Annotated in this window: 19 protein-coding genes; 15 read left to right on the top strand and 4 right to left on the bottom strand. The window is 69.4% G+C overall.

Annotation, left to right across the window (positions count from 1 at the left end):
• Positions 1 to 9: 9 nt before the first annotated feature.
• Together IEZ01_RS09590 and IEZ01_RS09585 are read left to right on the top strand one after the other, a co-directional pair.
• On the top strand, positions 10 to 1,011 hold the full coding sequence (locus tag IEZ01_RS09590) for an asparaginase (protein WP_189201044.1): 1,002 nt from the start codon (positions 10 to 12) through the stop codon (positions 1,009 to 1,011).
• A 27-nt stretch (positions 1,012 to 1,038) separates the two neighbouring features.
• Positions 1,039 to 1,497 carry a PPC domain-containing DNA-binding protein gene (locus IEZ01_RS09585; protein ID WP_189201042.1) on the top strand — a complete coding sequence of 153 codons (459 nt, stop codon included), beginning with the start codon at positions 1,039 to 1,041 and terminating at the stop codon, positions 1,495 to 1,497.
• Here IEZ01_RS09585 and IEZ01_RS09580 read toward each other — a convergent pair.
• Positions 1,484 to 2,107 carry a nucleotidyltransferase domain-containing protein gene (locus IEZ01_RS09580; protein WP_189201040.1) on the bottom strand — a complete coding sequence of 208 codons (624 nt, stop codon included), beginning with the start codon at positions 2,105 to 2,107 and terminating at the stop codon, positions 1,484 to 1,486. The genes IEZ01_RS09585 and IEZ01_RS09580 overlap by 14 nt on opposite strands.
• A 326-nt stretch (positions 2,108 to 2,433) precedes the next feature.
• Between IEZ01_RS09580 and IEZ01_RS09575 the strand changes: the two genes are divergently transcribed.
• From IEZ01_RS09575 to IEZ01_RS09555, 5 genes are all read left to right on the top strand, one after another.
• On the top strand, positions 2,434 to 3,117 hold the full coding sequence (locus IEZ01_RS09575; RefSeq protein ID WP_189201038.1) for an ATP-binding protein: 684 nt from the start codon (positions 2,434 to 2,436) through the stop codon (positions 3,115 to 3,117).
• Positions 3,114 to 4,655, top strand: a complete 1,542-nt coding sequence (locus IEZ01_RS34770) for a restriction endonuclease fold toxin-2 domain-containing protein (RefSeq protein WP_229832825.1) — start codon at positions 3,114 to 3,116, stop codon at positions 4,653 to 4,655. Before IEZ01_RS09575 ends, IEZ01_RS34770 begins: the two co-directional genes overlap by 4 nt.
• Before the next feature lie 31 nt (positions 4,656 to 4,686).
• Positions 4,687 to 5,133 carry a hypothetical protein gene (locus IEZ01_RS09565; protein ID WP_189201036.1) on the top strand — a complete coding sequence of 149 codons (447 nt, stop codon included), beginning with the start codon at positions 4,687 to 4,689 and terminating at the stop codon, positions 5,131 to 5,133.
• Positions 5,134 to 5,193: 60 nt separating this feature from the next.
• Positions 5,194 to 6,414 (top strand): damage-control phosphatase ARMT1 family protein, encoded by a 1,221-nt coding sequence (locus tag IEZ01_RS09560; protein WP_189201180.1) that lies wholly within the window; start codon positions 5,194 to 5,196, stop codon positions 6,412 to 6,414.
• A 272-nt stretch (positions 6,415 to 6,686) separates the two neighbouring features.
• Complete coding sequence (locus tag IEZ01_RS09555; RefSeq protein ID WP_189201034.1) at positions 6,687 to 6,869, top strand: hypothetical protein; 183 nt, start codon at positions 6,687 to 6,689, stop codon at positions 6,867 to 6,869.
• Between the two features lie 4 nt (positions 6,870 to 6,873).
• On the opposite strand, the gene IEZ01_RS09550 is transcribed toward IEZ01_RS09555, so the two are convergent.
• The gene (locus IEZ01_RS09550; protein ID WP_189201032.1) at positions 6,874 to 7,308 is read right to left on the bottom strand and encodes a pyridoxamine 5'-phosphate oxidase family protein; all 435 of its coding nucleotides are present in this window, start codon (positions 7,306 to 7,308) and stop codon (positions 6,874 to 6,876) included.
• 697 nt (positions 7,309 to 8,005) lie between these two features.
• Between IEZ01_RS09550 and IEZ01_RS09545 the strand changes: the two genes are divergently transcribed.
• Genes IEZ01_RS09545 through IEZ01_RS09535 form a run of 3 tightly spaced genes read left to right on the top strand, consistent with a single transcriptional unit; the run spans position 8,006 to position 10,879 of the window.
• Positions 8,006 to 8,539 (top strand): hypothetical protein, encoded by a 534-nt coding sequence (locus tag IEZ01_RS09545; RefSeq protein WP_096627519.1) that lies wholly within the window; start codon positions 8,006 to 8,008, stop codon positions 8,537 to 8,539.
• Between the two features lie 3 nt (positions 8,540 to 8,542).
• Complete coding sequence (locus IEZ01_RS09540) at positions 8,543 to 9,658, top strand: MAB_1171c family putative transporter (protein WP_189201030.1); 1,116 nt, start codon at positions 8,543 to 8,545, stop codon at positions 9,656 to 9,658.
• A 24-nt stretch (positions 9,659 to 9,682) separates the two neighbouring features.
• Entirely contained in the window at positions 9,683 to 10,879 is a 1,197-nt protein-coding gene (locus IEZ01_RS09535; protein ID WP_189201028.1) for an amidohydrolase family protein, read from the top strand.
• A 40-nt stretch (positions 10,880 to 10,919) separates the two neighbouring features.
• Here IEZ01_RS09535 and IEZ01_RS09530 read toward each other — a convergent pair whose 3' ends face one another.
• The gene (locus tag IEZ01_RS09530; protein WP_189201026.1) at positions 10,920 to 11,255 is read right to left on the bottom strand and encodes a hypothetical protein; all 336 of its coding nucleotides are present in this window, start codon (positions 11,253 to 11,255) and stop codon (positions 10,920 to 10,922) included.
• Here IEZ01_RS09530 and IEZ01_RS09525 point away from each other — a divergent pair.
• From IEZ01_RS09525 to IEZ01_RS09505, 5 genes are all read left to right on the top strand, one after another.
• Positions 11,232 to 11,918: a hypothetical protein gene (locus IEZ01_RS09525; protein ID WP_189201024.1), complete on the top strand. Its 687-nt coding sequence runs from the start codon at positions 11,232 to 11,234 to the stop codon at positions 11,916 to 11,918. The two genes, IEZ01_RS09530 and IEZ01_RS09525, sit on opposite strands and share 24 nt — an antisense overlap.
• Positions 11,919 to 12,021: 103 nt before the next feature.
• Entirely contained in the window at positions 12,022 to 12,246 is a 225-nt protein-coding gene (locus tag IEZ01_RS09520; protein WP_189201022.1) for a hypothetical protein, read from the top strand.
• A 227-nt stretch (positions 12,247 to 12,473) separates the two neighbouring features.
• Positions 12,474 to 12,866 carry a plasmid mobilization protein gene (locus IEZ01_RS34765; RefSeq protein WP_229832823.1) on the top strand — a complete coding sequence of 131 codons (393 nt, stop codon included), beginning with the start codon at positions 12,474 to 12,476 and terminating at the stop codon, positions 12,864 to 12,866.
• Between the two features lie 4 nt (positions 12,867 to 12,870).
• Positions 12,871 to 14,619, top strand: a complete 1,749-nt coding sequence (locus IEZ01_RS09510; protein ID WP_229832822.1) for a relaxase/mobilization nuclease domain-containing protein — start codon at positions 12,871 to 12,873, stop codon at positions 14,617 to 14,619.
• A 77-nt stretch (positions 14,620 to 14,696) separates the two neighbouring features.
• Entirely contained in the window at positions 14,697 to 15,095 is a 399-nt protein-coding gene (locus tag IEZ01_RS09505) for a hypothetical protein (RefSeq protein ID WP_189201018.1), read from the top strand.
• Positions 15,096 to 15,532: 437 nt separating this feature from the next.
• Here IEZ01_RS09505 and IEZ01_RS09500 read toward each other — a convergent pair whose 3' ends face one another.
• The gene (locus IEZ01_RS09500) at positions 15,533 to 16,219 is read right to left on the bottom strand and encodes a TetR/AcrR family transcriptional regulator (protein ID WP_229832821.1); all 687 of its coding nucleotides are present in this window, start codon (positions 16,217 to 16,219) and stop codon (positions 15,533 to 15,535) included.
• Positions 16,220 to 16,321: the final 102 nt, after the last annotated feature.

The following is a 16,321-nucleotide window of genomic DNA, read 5'->3' as shown; positions in this document are numbered from 1 at the left end:
GCAGGGGATATGACGGAGTCGGTCAGGAACGTGGCGGTCTTCTCCCTCGGCGGCACGATCGCCATGACCACCGATCCCACCACCGGAGGCGTCGTACCCGCGCTCTCGGCCCACGAACTCCTCGCCGCGGTACCCGCTCTGGCGACGAGCGGCATCGGCCTCAAGGTGCGGGACTTCCGGCGTCTGCCCGGCGCCTCCCTGACCTTCGAGGACCTCACCGCGCTGTCGGCCGCGATCACGGCGGAGCTGGAGGCCGGTGACATCGACGGCGTCGTCATCACCCAGGGCACAGACACCATCGAGGAGACCGCCTTCCTCCTCGACCTCTACCACGGCCACGAGCAGCCGGTCGTCGTCACCGGCGCGATGCGCAACCCCACCCTGCCCGGCGCTGACGGTCCGGCCAACCTCCACGCCGCCGTCCTGGCCGCCGCCGATCCCGGACTCGGCGGCGCCGGTTGCCTCGTCGTACTCGGCGACGAGATCCACTCGGCCCGGACCGTCCGCAAGTCCCACACCACCAGCCCCGCTGCCTTCACCTCACCAGCGTGCGGCCCGATCGCGCGGATCGCGGAGAACCGGGTGCGGATGGTGGGCGGTCTGCCGTCCCGTGGACCGCTGGTAGGTGCCCCCGACCGTGAGGCGCGCGTCGGGCTCTACACCGTCACCCTCGGCGACGACGGCGCCCTGCTCGACCTGTGGGACGGCAACTGCGACGGACTCGTTGTCGCGGCCTTCGGCGTCGGCCACGTCCCGGAGCGCCTCGTCGAAGGGCTCACCAAGCTCGCGTCCCGCATCCCCGTGGTCCTCGCCTCCCGCATCGGCAACGGCCCGGTCCTGTCCGACACGTACGGCTTCCCCGGCTCCGAGAAGGACCTTCTCGGCCGCGGGCTCATCGGCGCCGGAGACCTCGGCCCGTACCAGGCACGGCTCCTGCTGCATGCCCTGCTCACCCGAGGCGCCGACGGGGCGGTCGTCCGCGAGACCTTCACCAGCGCCTCCGCCCGCTGATCCCACGTCATCAGGAGACACCCGCACATGCGTGCTCACGAGCTGACCGTCGGCCGTACCTTCGGCGTTACGTTCGACCACGGAGAGGACTTCTTCGAGGCGCTGTCCACCTTCTGCCGGGACAACGGTGTACGACAGGGCTACATCCCCTCGTTCATCGGGGCCTTCGCGGAGGCCGAGATCGTGGGCGCCTGCGAGAAGCTCGCCGACCCGGACGCCCCGGTCTGGGCGAAGACGTACGTCACCAACGTCGAGGCGTTCGGCGCGGGCACCCTTGCCCACGATCCCGCCACCGGCGGGATACTCCCGCACATCCATGTCTCCGCCGGCCTCAAGGCCCAGTCGGCCGACGGCCGCACGAGCCATCTCCTCAGCGCCAAGGTCCAGTTCCTCAGCGAGCTGCTGATCGTGGAGGTCACGTCGCCCACGATGACCCGGCCCCGGGACCCCGACCTCTACGACGTCCCGCTGCTCACGTTCGGCTGACCGGTAGGAGCCGACGGAGCCAGTGGTGAGTGGGTGCGATCACCTTGATCGCGTCCGCCAGCCAGGCGCGTGCCGGAGCCTCGAGCAGCGGCAGCACCGCTTCGAAGTCGGTCTCGTCCTTGTCCCGGGTCGCCTTCGCCTTGTAGAAGAGCTGCACCTCGGGCGCGAGATACGGGATACCCGTCTCGCTCGTCCGCCCGAGCCGGTCGATCGGGAGCCGGATCTCCGGGGTGCGCCGCGAGACCCACTGGGTGCCCTCGGACTCGTCCAGCATGAGCTGCACCGACCAAGGTGCCTCCGGCGTGCGGCGGCACCAGATGTCGTGCAGCGGCGGCCGAAGGACCTCTCCAGGACGCCACGGTCGCAACTCCCCCTGGCCGGGCGGATCCGCCACGTACAGGTCCCAGTCGGCCAGGAGATCTTGTACGCGGGCTTGGTCACGCCGGAGGACGAGGACGTCGAGATCGCCGTGCGCGCGCAGCTCGCGGCCGACCGCGAGTTCGATCGCGTACCCACCGGCGATCCACCACGGGAAGACCGCCTTGGCGAAGACCGCAGCCACATCCTCGGGACGATCCGGCACCCAGCGTCCCAACACGTCAGCACTCACCCGCCCATACTCCCAGTGACCAGACGGGCGAAGGCGAAGGCCGGCGGCGGGTCGACGGCTCGCTGGAGCGCCGTGTTGCCCGCCCGTCCCCGCGCTCATAAACGCCCATGAGCATCAGGGACACCGGCATCCATCGTTGAGTGTGTGACTCGCGACCGGCCTCGTGGCTGGTGCCTGAGCCACGATCCTCCCGGGGCCGCGCGCCCGAAGCCAGGGTGATCCCCGCTGCCGTACGCCTCTCAGCGGCGTACGCGCCGCAGTTCCGCGACCACATCGCAGCCCCGGGAGGAGGCCATCGCTGTCACCCACAGGAGGTCCGTCGCCCGATGATCAGCGCGCCATCCGCCGCTCTCGGCCTCGTGTACCGCTGGACCGACCGCACTCCCAACCCGACCGGCGAAGCCCGCGCGGTTCTGCGACGTGTCCTCAAGGACCTGGGCCTGTCCGGGGACGTCATCAGTGACGGCGTCCTGGCCATCTCGGAGCTCGTGGCGAACGCGCACGAGCACGCGTGCGGCCCGTACGAGGTACACGTCCGCTCGGCCGCCGGGAGGTACATCTGCGAGATCCATGACGGGGATCCTCTGCTCCCCACGGGCCTCTACCTCGGTGCCACGCCCGCGCCGGACACCGAACCGGCCGAGGGAGCGAGCGGGTTGCTCGTTGAGCGTGGACGGGGCCTGCGCATCGTGAACGAGCTGGCCCAGGGGCAGTGGGGGTTCCACGTCACGGAACGTGGCGCCAAGGCCGCCTGGATCGTGCTGGCCCAAGCGTTGCCAGACCCGTCCGACGGGAGTGACGCTGACGGCACTCGGGCATCGCGTTTCGGGAATGAGTCGCTCCGGCGGCTTGACAGCGCATCAGAAGCCCACGATGGCAGCGGTCAAGCCCGCCGCCGGCAGGAATCGGCCACAGATGCTCCACGTGCCCGGTGCGGCGGAGCTCCTCCCCTCGCCAACGTGTACGGTCCATCGAACAGCCTGGTGGCCGAGGGCACGGGGGAGTCTTGAATCTTCAACACAAGGCCGGGAACTACGTCAACGCTTCGTGGTCCATGGTGCGGCTGCGGGACCTGATCTACGACATGCTGGGTCTGCTGTTCACGGAGCTCAGCGCTCATGGCGGGATGGCGGGTGACGACAATGCCGGCCGAGCCTTCGCCGCCGTGTACAAGCCGGCCGTGAAGACCGTCTTCGAGGCGGCTGGCCTCGCTCACCAGGTGATGGCGAACGGTGCGGGCGCCATGCTGAAGGCCACCGAGGACTTTCTCAAGCAGGAGAGCGCGATCGCCGCGTCCCTGCTCGGCCAGAGCGTGGCGCCGGACATCGGGGCGCAGCCGTCGAGGCCGGACTGCAATCCGCGGGCCAGCCACAAAGCCGAGGAACTTCCCGAGGTCGTCGGCGAGACGAGCTGGACCGACCAGTACCTGCTCAGCTCGCGCTTTCACGGCCAGCGGGACAAGCTCCGCAAGACGGCCAACGCCTGGCGTTCGGCGGCGGGCATCCTGGACGACGCGTACTGGGACTCCGACAGCGCCTGGCGCATCGCGACCGCCCAGCAGCTCGGCGAGACCGCCGCAGCCGTCCAGACCTTCTTCACCGTGTTCGTCGGCAAGACTCCGCCTCCCTCCGAGGTCGGCGAGGACGAGACCCTGATGGCGAATCTACCGTCCGCCTGCCGGATGATCGCCCACGCCTGCGACGCGTACGCGGATCACATCGAAACGGCGCTGAAGAAGATCCCGGATGAGGAAAGCCCCCTCTTCGGCGAGCCGCTCGCCATCTGGGAACGACCGCAGTTCGGTGGCGAGGGACATGACGGAGGGCTGCACGAGCTCGTCACCGGCGACATGCGCATCGCGCGCCTGGGGAACATCCCGCCGGCGCTCGACAGCTCGCAGGCCAAGGTCCCCATGCCGCAGCCGGACGGGGGCGGCTTCCTGCCCGTTCCGTCCCTGCCGCCCTTCCTCGCGCCGCTGATCCGGGTGCCCCTCCTGGTCCCAGTGGGCTACCGCCCGCCGAACGGACCTCGCGTCCAGCCGATGGCCCCGCCGACGCCGCCGGACCCGCGCTTCCCACCCCTTACTGCCCCTGAGCAGCAGAACTTCCAGACCTGGTTGAACTCTCTGCGGGCCGGAGACGTGTCCGGCGGGAAGCCCGCAGAGGTCGCCTACCAGAAGCGGGTCGCCGGATACCCCGAGTACGAGGTCCCCATCCCGCTCGGCATCAGCGCCAACAGCACCCTGATGGTCGACGGCTTCCGTGACCGCGACGGCATGGCGATCGAGGCCAAGTACGTCAACAACCCGAACAAGCCGTGCTACCGCTCGCTCGACGAACTCCGCGCGAACCACCAGTCCGCCAAGAAGGACTTCCTCTACGACAAGGACCGCAAGGAGCTCACGAAGTACAACGCCGCTCTCAACGACCCGCGCAACAAGGAAATGCGGGGCGTGGAGACGGTCACCAACAACGCCGATTCCGTGGCCTACTGGCGCGTGATGATGGCCGCCTACGGCGTCAAGGGCTACGCCCGATACGTACCCTGACCAATGGCAGCACACGATGAGGAGCGAGCGCGTGGACGCGTCCGAACTGGCCGAACTCCGCACCATGTACGTCTTCGGCCCTGCCGAGGGTTCCACATGGGGCCTGACCTACGAGGGGATCGAGGCCAAGCTGCGCGAGCGGGAGACGGATACGTTCGTCCGTATTGACGCGGGGGACGAAGGCCCCGTTCGCGGGTCCGTCATGCACTTCGGCATCACGGTCGGCGAGGAGGAGCTGGAGGGCATGGCCAAGCTGTCCCCGGAAGGCATCGCCGTCGAGGACTGCACGGCCCATGCCGCAGCGGAGTTCGTCCGGTGGCTGTGGGGCAGCGTCGTCCCGGACGGCAGCAGCATCACCTTCAACACGGAGTGGGGCCTGGAAGCCGACCTGCCCGACGCGCTCGTCCCCCACGTCCCCCGTCCACGCCTCGTGGCCACCTTCCTCGCTCACCTCGAAGCCACCGGCGGGCTGGACTGACAGCGAGCATCCCCCCGGGATCATGGCCACGTGAGCGACATGCGAAAGGGCCTGGACACCATGACAGAGAAGACCTCCCGTGTCTCGGGCGCAGAGGCCGTTCGCGACGCCGGCCCAGCTGGTGCTCCGGTCGTCCTGGGTAGCGAGCCCGGCTCGTTCGCCTGGGGTGTGCTGGCCAAGCGCCACCCTGCCCTCATCCGGCAGGTTCGAGACGCCTTCCCGTACGGCCGCCGACAGCACGAGGCCCTCGACGCCCTGCTGGACGAGATCACCAACGGCGTCGTCGAGCCCCTGGCCCTCGAAGACCACGACTTCGAGCGTTGGGCGGACTGGGGTCGGGGGTACTTCGGGCGGTCTTGGTACGACGCGCCGTTCTTGTGGGCGGAGAGCTACTTCTACTGCCGCCTTCTCGGTGCGGTCGGGTACTTCGGTACCGGGCCGTGGCGCGGAGTAGACCCCTTCGCGCCGTTCAAGCAAGCCGAACTGCGAGGCGAGGCGGTGGAGGAGGAGCTGCGGGCCCTCGACGCCCTCGCCGACGTGCCGGCCGAAGAGCGGGCTACGGCTCTGCTGCACGCGTCGCTCTGGGGCAACCGCGCGGACCTCGGCTTCCGCGTTGCGGCGGAGGAGTCGGCGGATGGTGAGGCCGCGTCCTCGGCGCTGGTCGCCGACGACAGCGCCACGCTGTGGCAGCTCCTGCCTGCCGGAGCGTCCTCCACCGTCGCCGTGGTGACGGACAACGCGGGGCGAGAGGTGATCCCGGACCTGATCCTCATCGATCACCTCCTCGAACGGCGCCATGTTGAGCGGGTCGTGCTTCACGTCAAGCCCTACCCGTATTACGTCTCCGACGCGATGACGGCGGACGTGGTGGACTGCCTCCGCCGCCTCACCGAGGCGTCCGGCGAAGCCGGCCGGATCGGCGGCCGACTGTGGAAGGCCATGGGGGCGGGAAGCCTGGAGGTCCGCACCCACCCGTTCTTCTGCGCCCCGCTGCCGTACGAAGAGATGCCCGACGATCTTCGGGAGGAGTTCGCGGGCGCCACGCTCACCATCCTGAAGGGTGACCTCAACTACCGCCGCTTGGTGGGCGACCGGTTGTGGGACGCAACGACGCCCTTCGCCGACCTCACCGTGTACTTCCCGGGGGCGGTCGCGGCGCTTCGGACACTGAAGTCGGACGTCATCGTCGGCCTGGAGCAAGGAACGCTGGACGCCCTCGAACGGTCTGGCGCTGCGTGGCGTACCAGCGGCACGCACGCGCTGATTCAGGTGCGCCGGTAGATCTTGGGTGGGGTGAACCCTCGCGCACAGGTCTCATGCCTTGAGTGGCCGGCAAGCTCAGCCCGGCCACTTCACGGTAACTCCCGTCGCAGCGAGGGGGCGCCAGACCCGCAGCAGGACTACTGCGCGGAGGGAGCGGCGGCCGTGACCTGTACGCGGACCTCCTTGCCCTGGTGATGGGGGAGCCGGACGGAGACCTTGGCCTCCGACCCGTGGGCCCTCACTGGTGAGTGGCCGCAGGCGAACGTCCCCCTCCTGCCGACGGAGGAGCCGTGGCGGGGGCATCGTCAGGAGAAGCAACGCAGCACGAAATCGAGCGGCGGCCGCAGAGCGTCGACGAGTTCCTGACCCTCATCGACCGCGAACACGACAAGCACCCTGACCCGTCGAGCGCCGGGGCGTGCACAGGCAGCCTCGACGGCGACGTGCTGCGCGGCGAACCGGTCGAGGGATAGCTCTTCAGGCTGCGGCGCTCGCGGCCTTGGGCGCATCGACATGCCCCATGGCTCGGTCGATCGTGATCTCGATGACCACACGCTCCGGGTCCGGAGCCGGCGTGCGCCGGTACCGCTTTCCGTAGCGCGCCACAGCGTCGTCCACTGCGGCTGCGTCCGTGCGCACTTCAGCCGTGCCTTCCAGCGTTGCCCAGCGGCCTCCGTCCACCTGGCAGACGGCGACGCGCGCTTGGCCGGGAAGCGCCGCCTGCACGTTGGCGACTTTCCTGCTCGATTTGCGGGTGATAACCCGCGCGATGCCGGTGGCGGCGTCCACGGTGACCCCAACTGGCACGACATGCGGGCGGCCGTCTGGGCGGAGCGTGGTCAGAGTGCACAAGTGGTACTCATTCCAGAACTCCAGGTAGTCAGTTCCTTTGCGGTGTATCTCGGCGTGCATGCCCGGAAGTCTAATCGTGAGTGACGTCCCGACTGTCCGAAAGTGGTCGTGGCCACACCCTCCCCTCGTCATGAAGGGCAGGGTTTTTGGTGCTGGATATGCCTATTTGACGTATTCGCTCCCGATGGAGGCATCTCGGATCGGTAACGAAGGCAACCCCTCTTGAGGTGCCTGGCGTGGTCGCGTCGCTCGCGAGAACTGCCAGCTCAAAAGCATGATCTACAACTCTGTGTGCTGATTTAGTGCGATTTGGTGCATCGGTGCCGCCGTGGCCCGGTAGGTGTCTTCCGGCCGGATCTTGATGCGGCTTCGCGTAGTGTCCGATGACGTCCCCAGAGCCTGCCCGGGATGCTTTGCGTCGTGTCATTGCCCGTTCGCGTCAGTGACTTCGGTGTCTGAGGAGTCTTGGGCGCGCGCCTGTGTGGTTCACGGATCAGGTCATTCGCGGCCTGGATCGACGTACTGCCCTCGATGCCCGTGATCACTTTCGGCTGCGCTGTGCGGCGGGACTGGACATGGTCGAAATGGGCGCGGCCGTCGCCCGGCTTCGTGTCGGAGCAATCCACGGCTGGTGCGAAGGGGATTACTGATGTGGCCGGGAAGAACTGACCGCGACACGACTGAACACAAGGTGCCGGCGCAGGGCGGACTGAGCCGTCGGCGCTTGGGGCGGTGGCGTACCGCGCAGAAGCGGACGGTGGAACGAGACCTGCACCGTCGGCTGCGTCGCGAGCTTCGGGACCTCGGTGTCCAGCCGCCGCTGGACGTGAAGGAGCTGTGCCGGGCACTCGGCGAGAGGCGAGGGCGGCCGATTGTCCTGCGGCCCTTCCCCCTGGAGAAGCCCGGACCGTCGGGACTGTGGGTCGACACGCCTCAGATGGACGTGGTGCTCTACCAGCAGGAAACAACCCCCCTACATCAGGATCACATCATCCTGCATGAGGTGTTCCACATCATCGTGGCGGAGGACGAGCAGGCCGAGGAGGAGCAGGAAGCTCCGGACGACTTCGTCGAGGGCTGGGCCACGATGATCCCGGTGCTCGATCCCGCGCTGATCCGGCGTGTGGCCCGCCGATGCTCGTACGACGACGGGGAAGAGTGCGCCGTCGAGCTGGCGGCCACGATCATCCTGGAGTGGTCGTCGGTGCTTGACCATGTTGCCCCGATGCCGGAGGACCCCACGGTGCAGCGAGTACAGGCGGCCCTCGGCGACCGACGAGGATGGCTGTAACCCATGACCGAACTGATCCTCCTGGGCCTCGCCGCTGCCGTGGCGTGGAAGCTCTACCAGTGGTCACGAGCCCCGCAGGACGCGCCGCTGCGTTCCGTCACCCTGTGCCTGCTCACCGCCCTGCTCTCCTACCCCCTGGCCATGCCGGGTGGCGGTTCGGGCGTCGACACCGTGGCCGGGCACGGCACGGCGAAGCTCGTGCAGAACGTGCTGCTCCTGCTGACGGTCTACTTCCTGATGTGCTTTTACCTGTACTCCGCCGACGGGCCGGCCGCCCGTCGACGGGCCCGTGGAGAGGCCGTCGTCGTCGCGCTGGTGGCCGTGGCCATCGTCGTGGCCGCGGAGACGGTCCCCCATGACGTCTTCGCCGGCTCCTTCAGCACGGCGGACATGACGATCCCGCAGATCGCCTTCTTCTACGGTGTCACCGGCCTGTACCTCATGTACGCCCTCGGCGTCACTGGTCGGTGGACCCGCCAGTACGCCCGCATGTCGCAGCGCCCGCACGCGACGGGATTGTGGATGGCCGCTGTGGGCCTGAGCGCGATGGCGGTGGCCTGCGCCGTCCGCGCGGTCTTCGTGGCCGTCCGTTGGAGCGGCGGGACCGTACGGCAGCCGCTCATGGCCGGCGTCGCGGTGTTCCTCGTCGTGTCCATCCTGCTCTTCGTCTCCGGTGTCACCTATGCGGGGGCCCGCGCGAGGGTCACCTCGGCGCGGCTCTGGCTGCGGCGACGCCGTGACCACCGCCGCCTGGCCCCGCTGTGGCAGCTGCTCACCGATGCGTACCCCGAGAACGTGCTGCGCCCGGCTTCTCCGGCGCTTTGGGATCGTTGGAGGGCGCATGGCGTGCACCGGCGCTACCACCGGCGGATAGTGGAATGCCGGGATGGATTGGTTGATATCAGCCCGTATCTGGCTCACGAGGGTGAGGGCACCGAAGTCCTCTATCTCCCCCCTGCCGTGCTGGCGGACCGCCTTCGCCAAGCCGTGACCACGATCGGGATGGACGCCCGTCCAGCGCGTCAGGCCGTACCCCTGGCAATGCCCCAGGCGGATGACCGGGACGCGGACGTGCGTCACCTGAGCGCGGTATCGGACGCGCTGCGCCTGTCCGCCTGAACGTCGACGATCAAGGAGGCCGAGATGCTGATCACCGCCCGCCGAGTCCTCGTGGGCCCCGGAACGTATCTGGACGATGGCGCAGTCCTCGTCGAAGGCGACTCGATCACGGCGGTGGGGCCACGCTCGCAGATCGCGGAGCGGGTCGGCTCGGACAGGACACACCTCGCGTTCCCCGAGGGCACGGTGGTGCCCGGTCTCATCGACGCACACGTGCACCTGGTGTTCGACGGCGGCGCGGACCCGGTGGCCACGCTCCACGAGTCGAGCGACGAGACCCTGCTGAAGGACATGCGCCGCCGCGCGGAACAGCTTCTCTCCAGCGGCGTGACGACGGCACGTGACCTGGGAGACCGCAACGGCCTCGCCCTCCAACTGGACGCGGAGGTCGCCAGCGGCAGCACTCCCGGTCCCCGGATCGTCTCCGCGGGCACACCCGCGACCCCGCCTGGAGGCCACTGCCACTTCTTCGGCGGTGAGGTTTCAGGGGAAGCCGAGGCCCGCGCTCTCGTACGGCGCAACATCGAGGCGGGCGCCACCGTGATCAAGGCGATGGTGACCGGGGGCGGTCTGACCAAGAGTGGGCCGCAGAGCTGGCAGAGCCAGTTCTCCCCGGAAGAACTCCAGGCCCTGGTGGACGAGGCCCACCGGGCCGGCCTGCCGGTGGCCGCCCACGCGCACGGTACGGATGGCATCAACGCGGCCGTCGAGGCCGGGGTGGACACGATCGAGCACTGCACGTGGATGACGAGCGATGGCTTCGACCTGCGGCAGGACGTCCTGAAGCAGATCATCGACCGGGGCATCGTGATCTGTCCGGCCGTGAGCCCCCACTGGCAGATGCTCCCCCGCTTCTTCGGCGAGGAGCGGGCGGCGGCCATGTTCGACCTTGTACGGCAGATGGCGGAGGCCGGAGCCAAACTCATCGCTGGAACCGACGCTGGAGTCCAGCGCGCAGGGTTCGACGGACTGGTGCCGGCCTTGTCGTTCTACGCGCACCTGGGCCTGCCGAACGGCAGGATCCTCGATATGGCGACTGGCGACGCGGCCGACGCGCTCGGACTGGGCGGGACGACAGGCCGGATCGCTCCGGGGTTCCGCGCGGACCTGCTGGTGGTCGATGGAGACCCCCTCGAAGACCTCGGCGCCCTGAAGGCGGTCAGGGCCGTGGTCGCCGAGGGCCGCCTGCACGAGCCGGGCAAGACGCCAGGGCATCAGTAGCCGCGCCGCCCGTCCGCGGCCCAGGAGCTGCGGGCGGGCGCTACTCGGCGGCGTCCGCTTCCTTCTCCTCCAGCTCCGCCACCAACTCGTTTACGAGCGCCATCGCCTTCGGCGACAGCCCCTGCGAGCCCAGCCCGCGAGCCCTCACCCGGCTCACGGCCCCCTTCTTCGCGGCTGCGAGGAGCTGAAGCCCCTCATAGACCTGAGCAGCCACGGCGGCGTCCGGCTCGAAGTACATCCGCGAGACGCCGACGACGGCTGAGAGTGCATCCAGAACCGCAGGAGACGCGGTCCCGGTGATGCCTGTACGGAGATCCCGGAAGCCCTCCTCGGTGGTGACCTGCGCCCTGGCATGAGCGTTCACCTCGTTCGCCATCTCGGCATCCGAGGGGGGCCCCTGGGGACCGGGATACGAGCTGTTCAGGAGCAGGGTGATCTGATCGCCCGGCGGGCCACCGAGGCCGACCTGTCCGGACACCAGGAGACCTCCGGCGTCCGAACGGAGCGGGTCACCGGTGACCGTCCGGATACCCGCCTCGGCTGGGGCGTACGAGGCACAGCCCAGGTCACGTCCGGACAGCCGGCCGAGTTGCCCGGCCCGGACACCGGCCGCCCGGCGGTCACCAAGCGGCCGGACACCTCGGACACCGTGTCCGGAGCGCGGGAGAAGCCGGTCGAACCGGAGCCCGAGCACGGTGGCCGCGACGCTGACCAGGGCGGACACCCCGCTCCCAGACCCCGCCCGGTCACCCACCCCGCCGATCCGGCCAAGCGTCCGGACACCAATTCGGGCCCGTCCCCGAAGGCCGGGCCCACCGACCCTCCGGACGCCGAACCCCGCAAGTCGGCCCCGGTCACCGACGAACAACTCCTCGCGATCGCCCGCCAGGCGGTCACCGAGGCCGGCGACCTGACCCGCAAGGTCGTCGCGGACGCCATCCGCGGTCACGGACACGGCCTCGGCAACGACCGGCTGACCGTCCTGATGCAGCACCTCCGCAAGGAAGCGGACAAGGCTCCGGACACCCTGACCGGCTGACCGGACAGCCTGCTCGGCGGGTGCCCCGGCCCGGACATCCGGACTGGTGTACCCGCCGAGCACACGACTCCCTCCCACCTCGCACACGCACCGGAGCCGCCACATGCGCACCACCACGGCCACCCGAGCCGAAGCCGACGCCTGGATCACCGTGCTCAGCCGGTACGGACACCTCCACCACGCCGAACCCGGCCCCGACGGAGCCTGGACCGTCCAGCGCACACCCACGAGCACACCCCGCACCCTCCACCACCCCGTCCTCGCCCTCGACTTCGTCGCCGAAGTCCTGCGCGACGTACGCCGGGACACCACCGGGCTGCCCCGATGACGCTCCCCGAACCGCTCGGCACACCCCCTGAACTGGGCGAAGACCACCGCCCGGCGCAAGGCCGAGCAAGCTGTAGCTTCCGAAACTCCTCCGCAGCCAAAGGCCGCGGAGGAGTTTCGGAAGCGCATGCCCCCACCCCCGAGGGGGTGGGGGAGAGCCGGCACCAGGGGGCACCGGACTCTGAGGCCGCGGCCGAGGGCGGATCGCAGCCGGGGGGAGAAGAAGCCGTGCGCTCCGAGCCGCGTACGCGCCCCCGCCTGCGCCAGAGCGTGCACCGCGACCAAGTCCGCAGCGTCCGCCTCACCCGCGACGAACTCGACATCATCAAGCGCGCCGCCGAAGCCGTCGGCCTCAAGACCGCCGGATTCCTCGCCGACGCCGCGGTCGCCGTTGCGCAGGCCCAGGGCGGTCCCAAGGCATGGCTGATGGACCAGCGCGGACGGGTCGAGGAGCTGATGGCCGCCAGCGCCCAGCTCGCCCGCGCCGGCAACAACCTCAACCAGGTCGCCCGCGTCCTCAACTCCGGCGGCCAGGCCGAGTACGCCGACGACGCCGTCGCCCGCGTCTTGCGCGCCGCCGCCCGGGTCGAGGCCGCCGCCATCGAGATGGCGAGGCGCTGACACCGTGGTCCCGGACATCTCCACCGGCAGCCGCACGTACGGACTCCTCGCCTACCTCTACGGACCCGGCCGCCGGGACGAACACACCGACCCGCACCTCGTCGCCGCCTGGATGCCGGAACTCGCACCCGACCCCGGACGTGACCCGGCCGCCACCCTCAAGCAGCTCACCGACCGGCTCGACCTCCCCGTCCTCGCCCTCCCCAAGGACCGCCGCCCCGCCCAGCACGTCTGGCACTGCCCCGTCCGCACCGCCCCAGGCGACCGGCACCTCACCGACGCCGAATGGGCCGAGGTCGCCCGCCGCATCGTCCACGCCACCGGCATCGCCGAGGAAGGCGACGACAAGGCGTGCCGCTGGATCGCCGTACGCCACGCCGAGGACCACATCCACATCGTCGCCACGCTCAAACGCGAAGACGGACGAAGCCCCCGCCGTCACCAGGACGGCATCCGTGCCCAGGCCGAATGCCGCAAGATCGAAAAGGAGTGGGGCCTGCAGATCCTCAACGAAGGCGACCGCACCGCCGCCCAACGCCCCACCAGCGCCGAACGCGCCAAGGCGGAGCGCACCGGCCGTACCGAACCGCCCCGTGAAACGCTGCGTGAGCACGTCCGCCAGGCGCTGGCCGGCGCCGCAGACGAGGACGAGTTCTTCCGCCGTCTCACCGAAGCCGGACTTCGCCTCGAAAAGCGCGCGGCCCCCTCCGGCGACATACTCGGCTACAAGGTCGCCCTACCCGGCGACCGCAACCGTGACGGCGAGCCCATCTGGTTCCCCGGCTCCCGACTCGCCCCCGACCTCTCCCTCCCCAGGATCCGCCAACGCCTTGCGGACGGACCGCCCGAGGACCAGCAGACCTCCGCCCCGGGCCCGGTCCCCCGGGCCCTTCGCCCGGCCAGCGCCCGCCGCGACGCAACCCAAGTCGCCGAACAGACCGTCGCCGTGCTCACCGGGGACGACGATGCGGCGGGCGCGGCCCAGCTCATCGGCGTTGGTGCACTCCTCGACGCCGTCGCCCAGACCGCCCCGGCCTCCACCCGCAAGGAACTCGCCGAGGCCGCCCGCGCCTTCGAACGCGCCACCCGCTCCCACACCCGCGCCGAGCACGCCGACCACCGCGCCCTCCGCTCTGCCGCGCGCGGCATCGTGAGGGCCGGCAACGCCCTCGGCAAAGGCGAGGACGGCGGCACCACGGCGATGCTCCTGTCCACGATGGTCCTCGTCACGATCGCCGCCATCCGCTGGCACTCCGCCCGCGGCCACGCCCAGCAGGCCGCCGCCGCCCGACAAACCGCCCAGCACCTGCGCGCCGCCTACCAGACCGCGTCCGCCACGCCCATGAAGGCGATGCGCGAACAGGGACGCCGACTCCCCGCCCCCGTACGCGATCGGTACGCCGACACCGTGGAAGCCGCCCTGCCCGGGCAGTCCGACCACATCCTGCGCGAGCCTGGCTGGGACGCGCTCGCCGCCACCCTCGCCCAAGCCGAACGAGTGGGACACGACCCCGACGCACTGCTCCAGCAGGCGATCGAATGGCGCGAGTTGGAGACCGCCGACAACGTCACCGACGTACTCGTCTGGCGCCTGCGCCGCATGGGGAAACTGCCCGCCACCGCAGACCTGCCCGGCACACGCGCGCACCCGGGGACACCCCCGCCGCAGCCCCGATCCCCGAAGCAGCCTGCGGCCGAGCCCACGGCTCACCGCGACACGAACAGCACCCGCAGGCCGGGCCCACGGCGCTGACCAGCACCTCAAAGCGCTGGACACCTACGGCCGACGCTGTTAGGGCTGGTCAACAAGAGGACGAGGAGACGATGCCAATGCTCAGCGAAGACCTCCGGACCCGGAGAGCCGTGCTGCCGGAGACGGCAGCCGACGACCCCTTGCTGAGGCTCCAGCAGGAGACGCGGCTCGGCGACGGCATCATTCGCCTCCGCGCCACCACCCACCCGGAGGAAATCCGCATCGGCGGCATCCTGGTGATGTGCCCGAAGTGCGGAGCCCGACGCGACTGGATGGTCATCTGCGACCGCAGCAAGATCAGCATCCGCTGCCGATGCGCGCACCAGTGGGTCGAGCCCGAACTGACGCGCGCGGACTACGACGCGATGATCGACATCGGCGGCCAGGACTACCCGAGCCTGGACGCCGCCGCCCAGGCCGTGGGGTACGACGGCACGCTTGCCGGCACCTACCTGTCGAAGCCGAGGCCCGAGTAGACGACCGGCGAGTGCGTACCTCTGGCAGGGGCTCAGGGGCGTATCTGCTCGATGAGACGAAGGTTGCAGGACGCGTGACCCCTGCCGTTCTTCGGTAGCACCCAGAAGGACCCGTCGCTGTCACGCCCCACCAAGATGGACGTACTCCTCAGCGAGTCAGGCACATGGTTCTTGGCCACCCTGCGCAACTCGACGAGCGCCTGTTCACGAGTCTTGTTTCCGTGCAAGGTCCGAACGACCTTGACCCGCCGATGCGATCCCTCCGCATCGGCTGTACCCGTCTCCTCCGAGATGATCAACCACGTGGACACGATCAGCCTCCCTGTGACTAGCGTTGGCGACGACGCACTCTTTACGAGCCGTGAGCATCGGGGATCGACAGGGCTTCCACCCTCGGCATTGCTCCCCGGGGATAGCGCCGATTCCAGGCCGTCGGCCTATCGGACCGGCGGCTGGTACTGCTCTTCGAGACCCATGCCGCGCATCAGGTCGTACATCAGCAGCTCGAACATAGGTTCTTGATCGGAGAAGAGGGGCGCGAAGTGTGCGAATACTTCCAGCGCGACTTGGCCGTAGATCGAGCGCCAGCAGCTCAGCATCACGACCAACGCACCGGGCGGGAGGTCCACACCCGTGTCTGTGCGGTAGTCCCGCATCTGTTGCCGTAGGCGGGGATCCATCTTGTCCTCAGCGAGGACCGGATACGGGCGCTGCGTCCACAACTCTACGAAGATTGGCCCCCATACAGCAGCGAGTCGCCGCACCCAGGCGCTGGTCAGTTCTCCGTGGGCGTCGCCCGCTGCTGCGGATGGCGCGCCAAATAGTAGGTTGAATTCGGGTTTGTGGCTTATCGCCCAGTTCCGAAGTGCGCGTACTGGTTCAACCAGCCGCATCGCGAAGTTGTCTCTGGGGTGAGAAGCGGCCGCAGACTGAAGGTCCTGGACGAGCTCGTCAACGATATCTTCCGCCACTCGGTACACGATCTCCGGGAGGCCGTCCTCGAAGTGGTGGTAGAGGGCGGCAGGAGTCACGCCAACATCCCGGGCGATCGCGGAGAGGGTGAGGGCATCGACGCCCTCGTTCGCGATGATACGACGGGCGGCGGATCGCACTTCTGCCGACATCTGGGCTCGCATCCGTTCGCGACGCCCCCGTGTCGTCATGTGCTCGCCCCTCCTGCTTCTGTGTAGCTCCAGCCACTCTCATGCGCCAAACCCCACGCACTT

It is taken from the genome of Streptomyces purpureus, from assembly GCF_014648195.1.
In the GTDB taxonomy this organism is placed as follows: Bacteria; Actinomycetota; Actinomycetes; order Streptomycetales; family Streptomycetaceae; genus Streptomyces; species Streptomyces purpureus.
This window is presented reverse-complemented; position numbering and strand designations above follow the sequence as displayed.

Excerpts from the sequence above, each read along its gene's own strand:
- IEZ01_RS09590 (WP_189201044.1), top strand. The coding sequence starts at position 10 with ATGACGGAGTCGGTCAGGAACGTGGCGGTCTTCTCCCTCGGCGGCACG.
- IEZ01_RS09585 (WP_189201042.1), top strand. The coding sequence starts at position 1,039 with ATGCGTGCTCACGAGCTGACCGTCGGCCGTACCTTCGGCGTTACGTTC.
- IEZ01_RS09575 (WP_189201038.1), top strand. The coding sequence starts at position 2,434 with ATGATCAGCGCGCCATCCGCCGCTCTCGGCCTCGTGTACCGCTGGACC.
- IEZ01_RS09560 (WP_189201180.1), top strand. The coding sequence starts at position 5,194 with ATGACAGAGAAGACCTCCCGTGTCTCGGGCGCAGAGGCCGTTCGCGAC.
- IEZ01_RS09550 (WP_189201032.1), bottom strand. The coding sequence starts at position 7,308 with ATGCACGCCGAGATACACCGCAAAGGAACTGACTACCTGGAGTTCTGG.
- IEZ01_RS09540 (WP_189201030.1), top strand. The coding sequence starts at position 8,543 with ATGACCGAACTGATCCTCCTGGGCCTCGCCGCTGCCGTGGCGTGGAAG.
- IEZ01_RS09535 (WP_189201028.1), top strand. The coding sequence starts at position 9,683 with ATGCTGATCACCGCCCGCCGAGTCCTCGTGGGCCCCGGAACGTATCTG.
- IEZ01_RS09525 (WP_189201024.1), top strand. The coding sequence starts at position 11,232 with ATGAGCGTTCACCTCGTTCGCCATCTCGGCATCCGAGGGGGGCCCCTG.
- IEZ01_RS09530 (WP_189201026.1), bottom strand. The coding sequence starts at position 11,255 with ATGGCGAACGAGGTGAACGCTCATGCCAGGGCGCAGGTCACCACCGAG.
- IEZ01_RS09520 (WP_189201022.1), top strand. The coding sequence starts at position 12,022 with ATGCGCACCACCACGGCCACCCGAGCCGAAGCCGACGCCTGGATCACC.
- IEZ01_RS09505 (WP_189201018.1), top strand. The coding sequence starts at position 14,697 with ATGCTCAGCGAAGACCTCCGGACCCGGAGAGCCGTGCTGCCGGAGACG.
- IEZ01_RS09500 (WP_229832821.1), bottom strand. The coding sequence starts at position 16,219 with ATGTCGGCAGAAGTGCGATCCGCCGCCCGTCGTATCATCGCGAACGAG.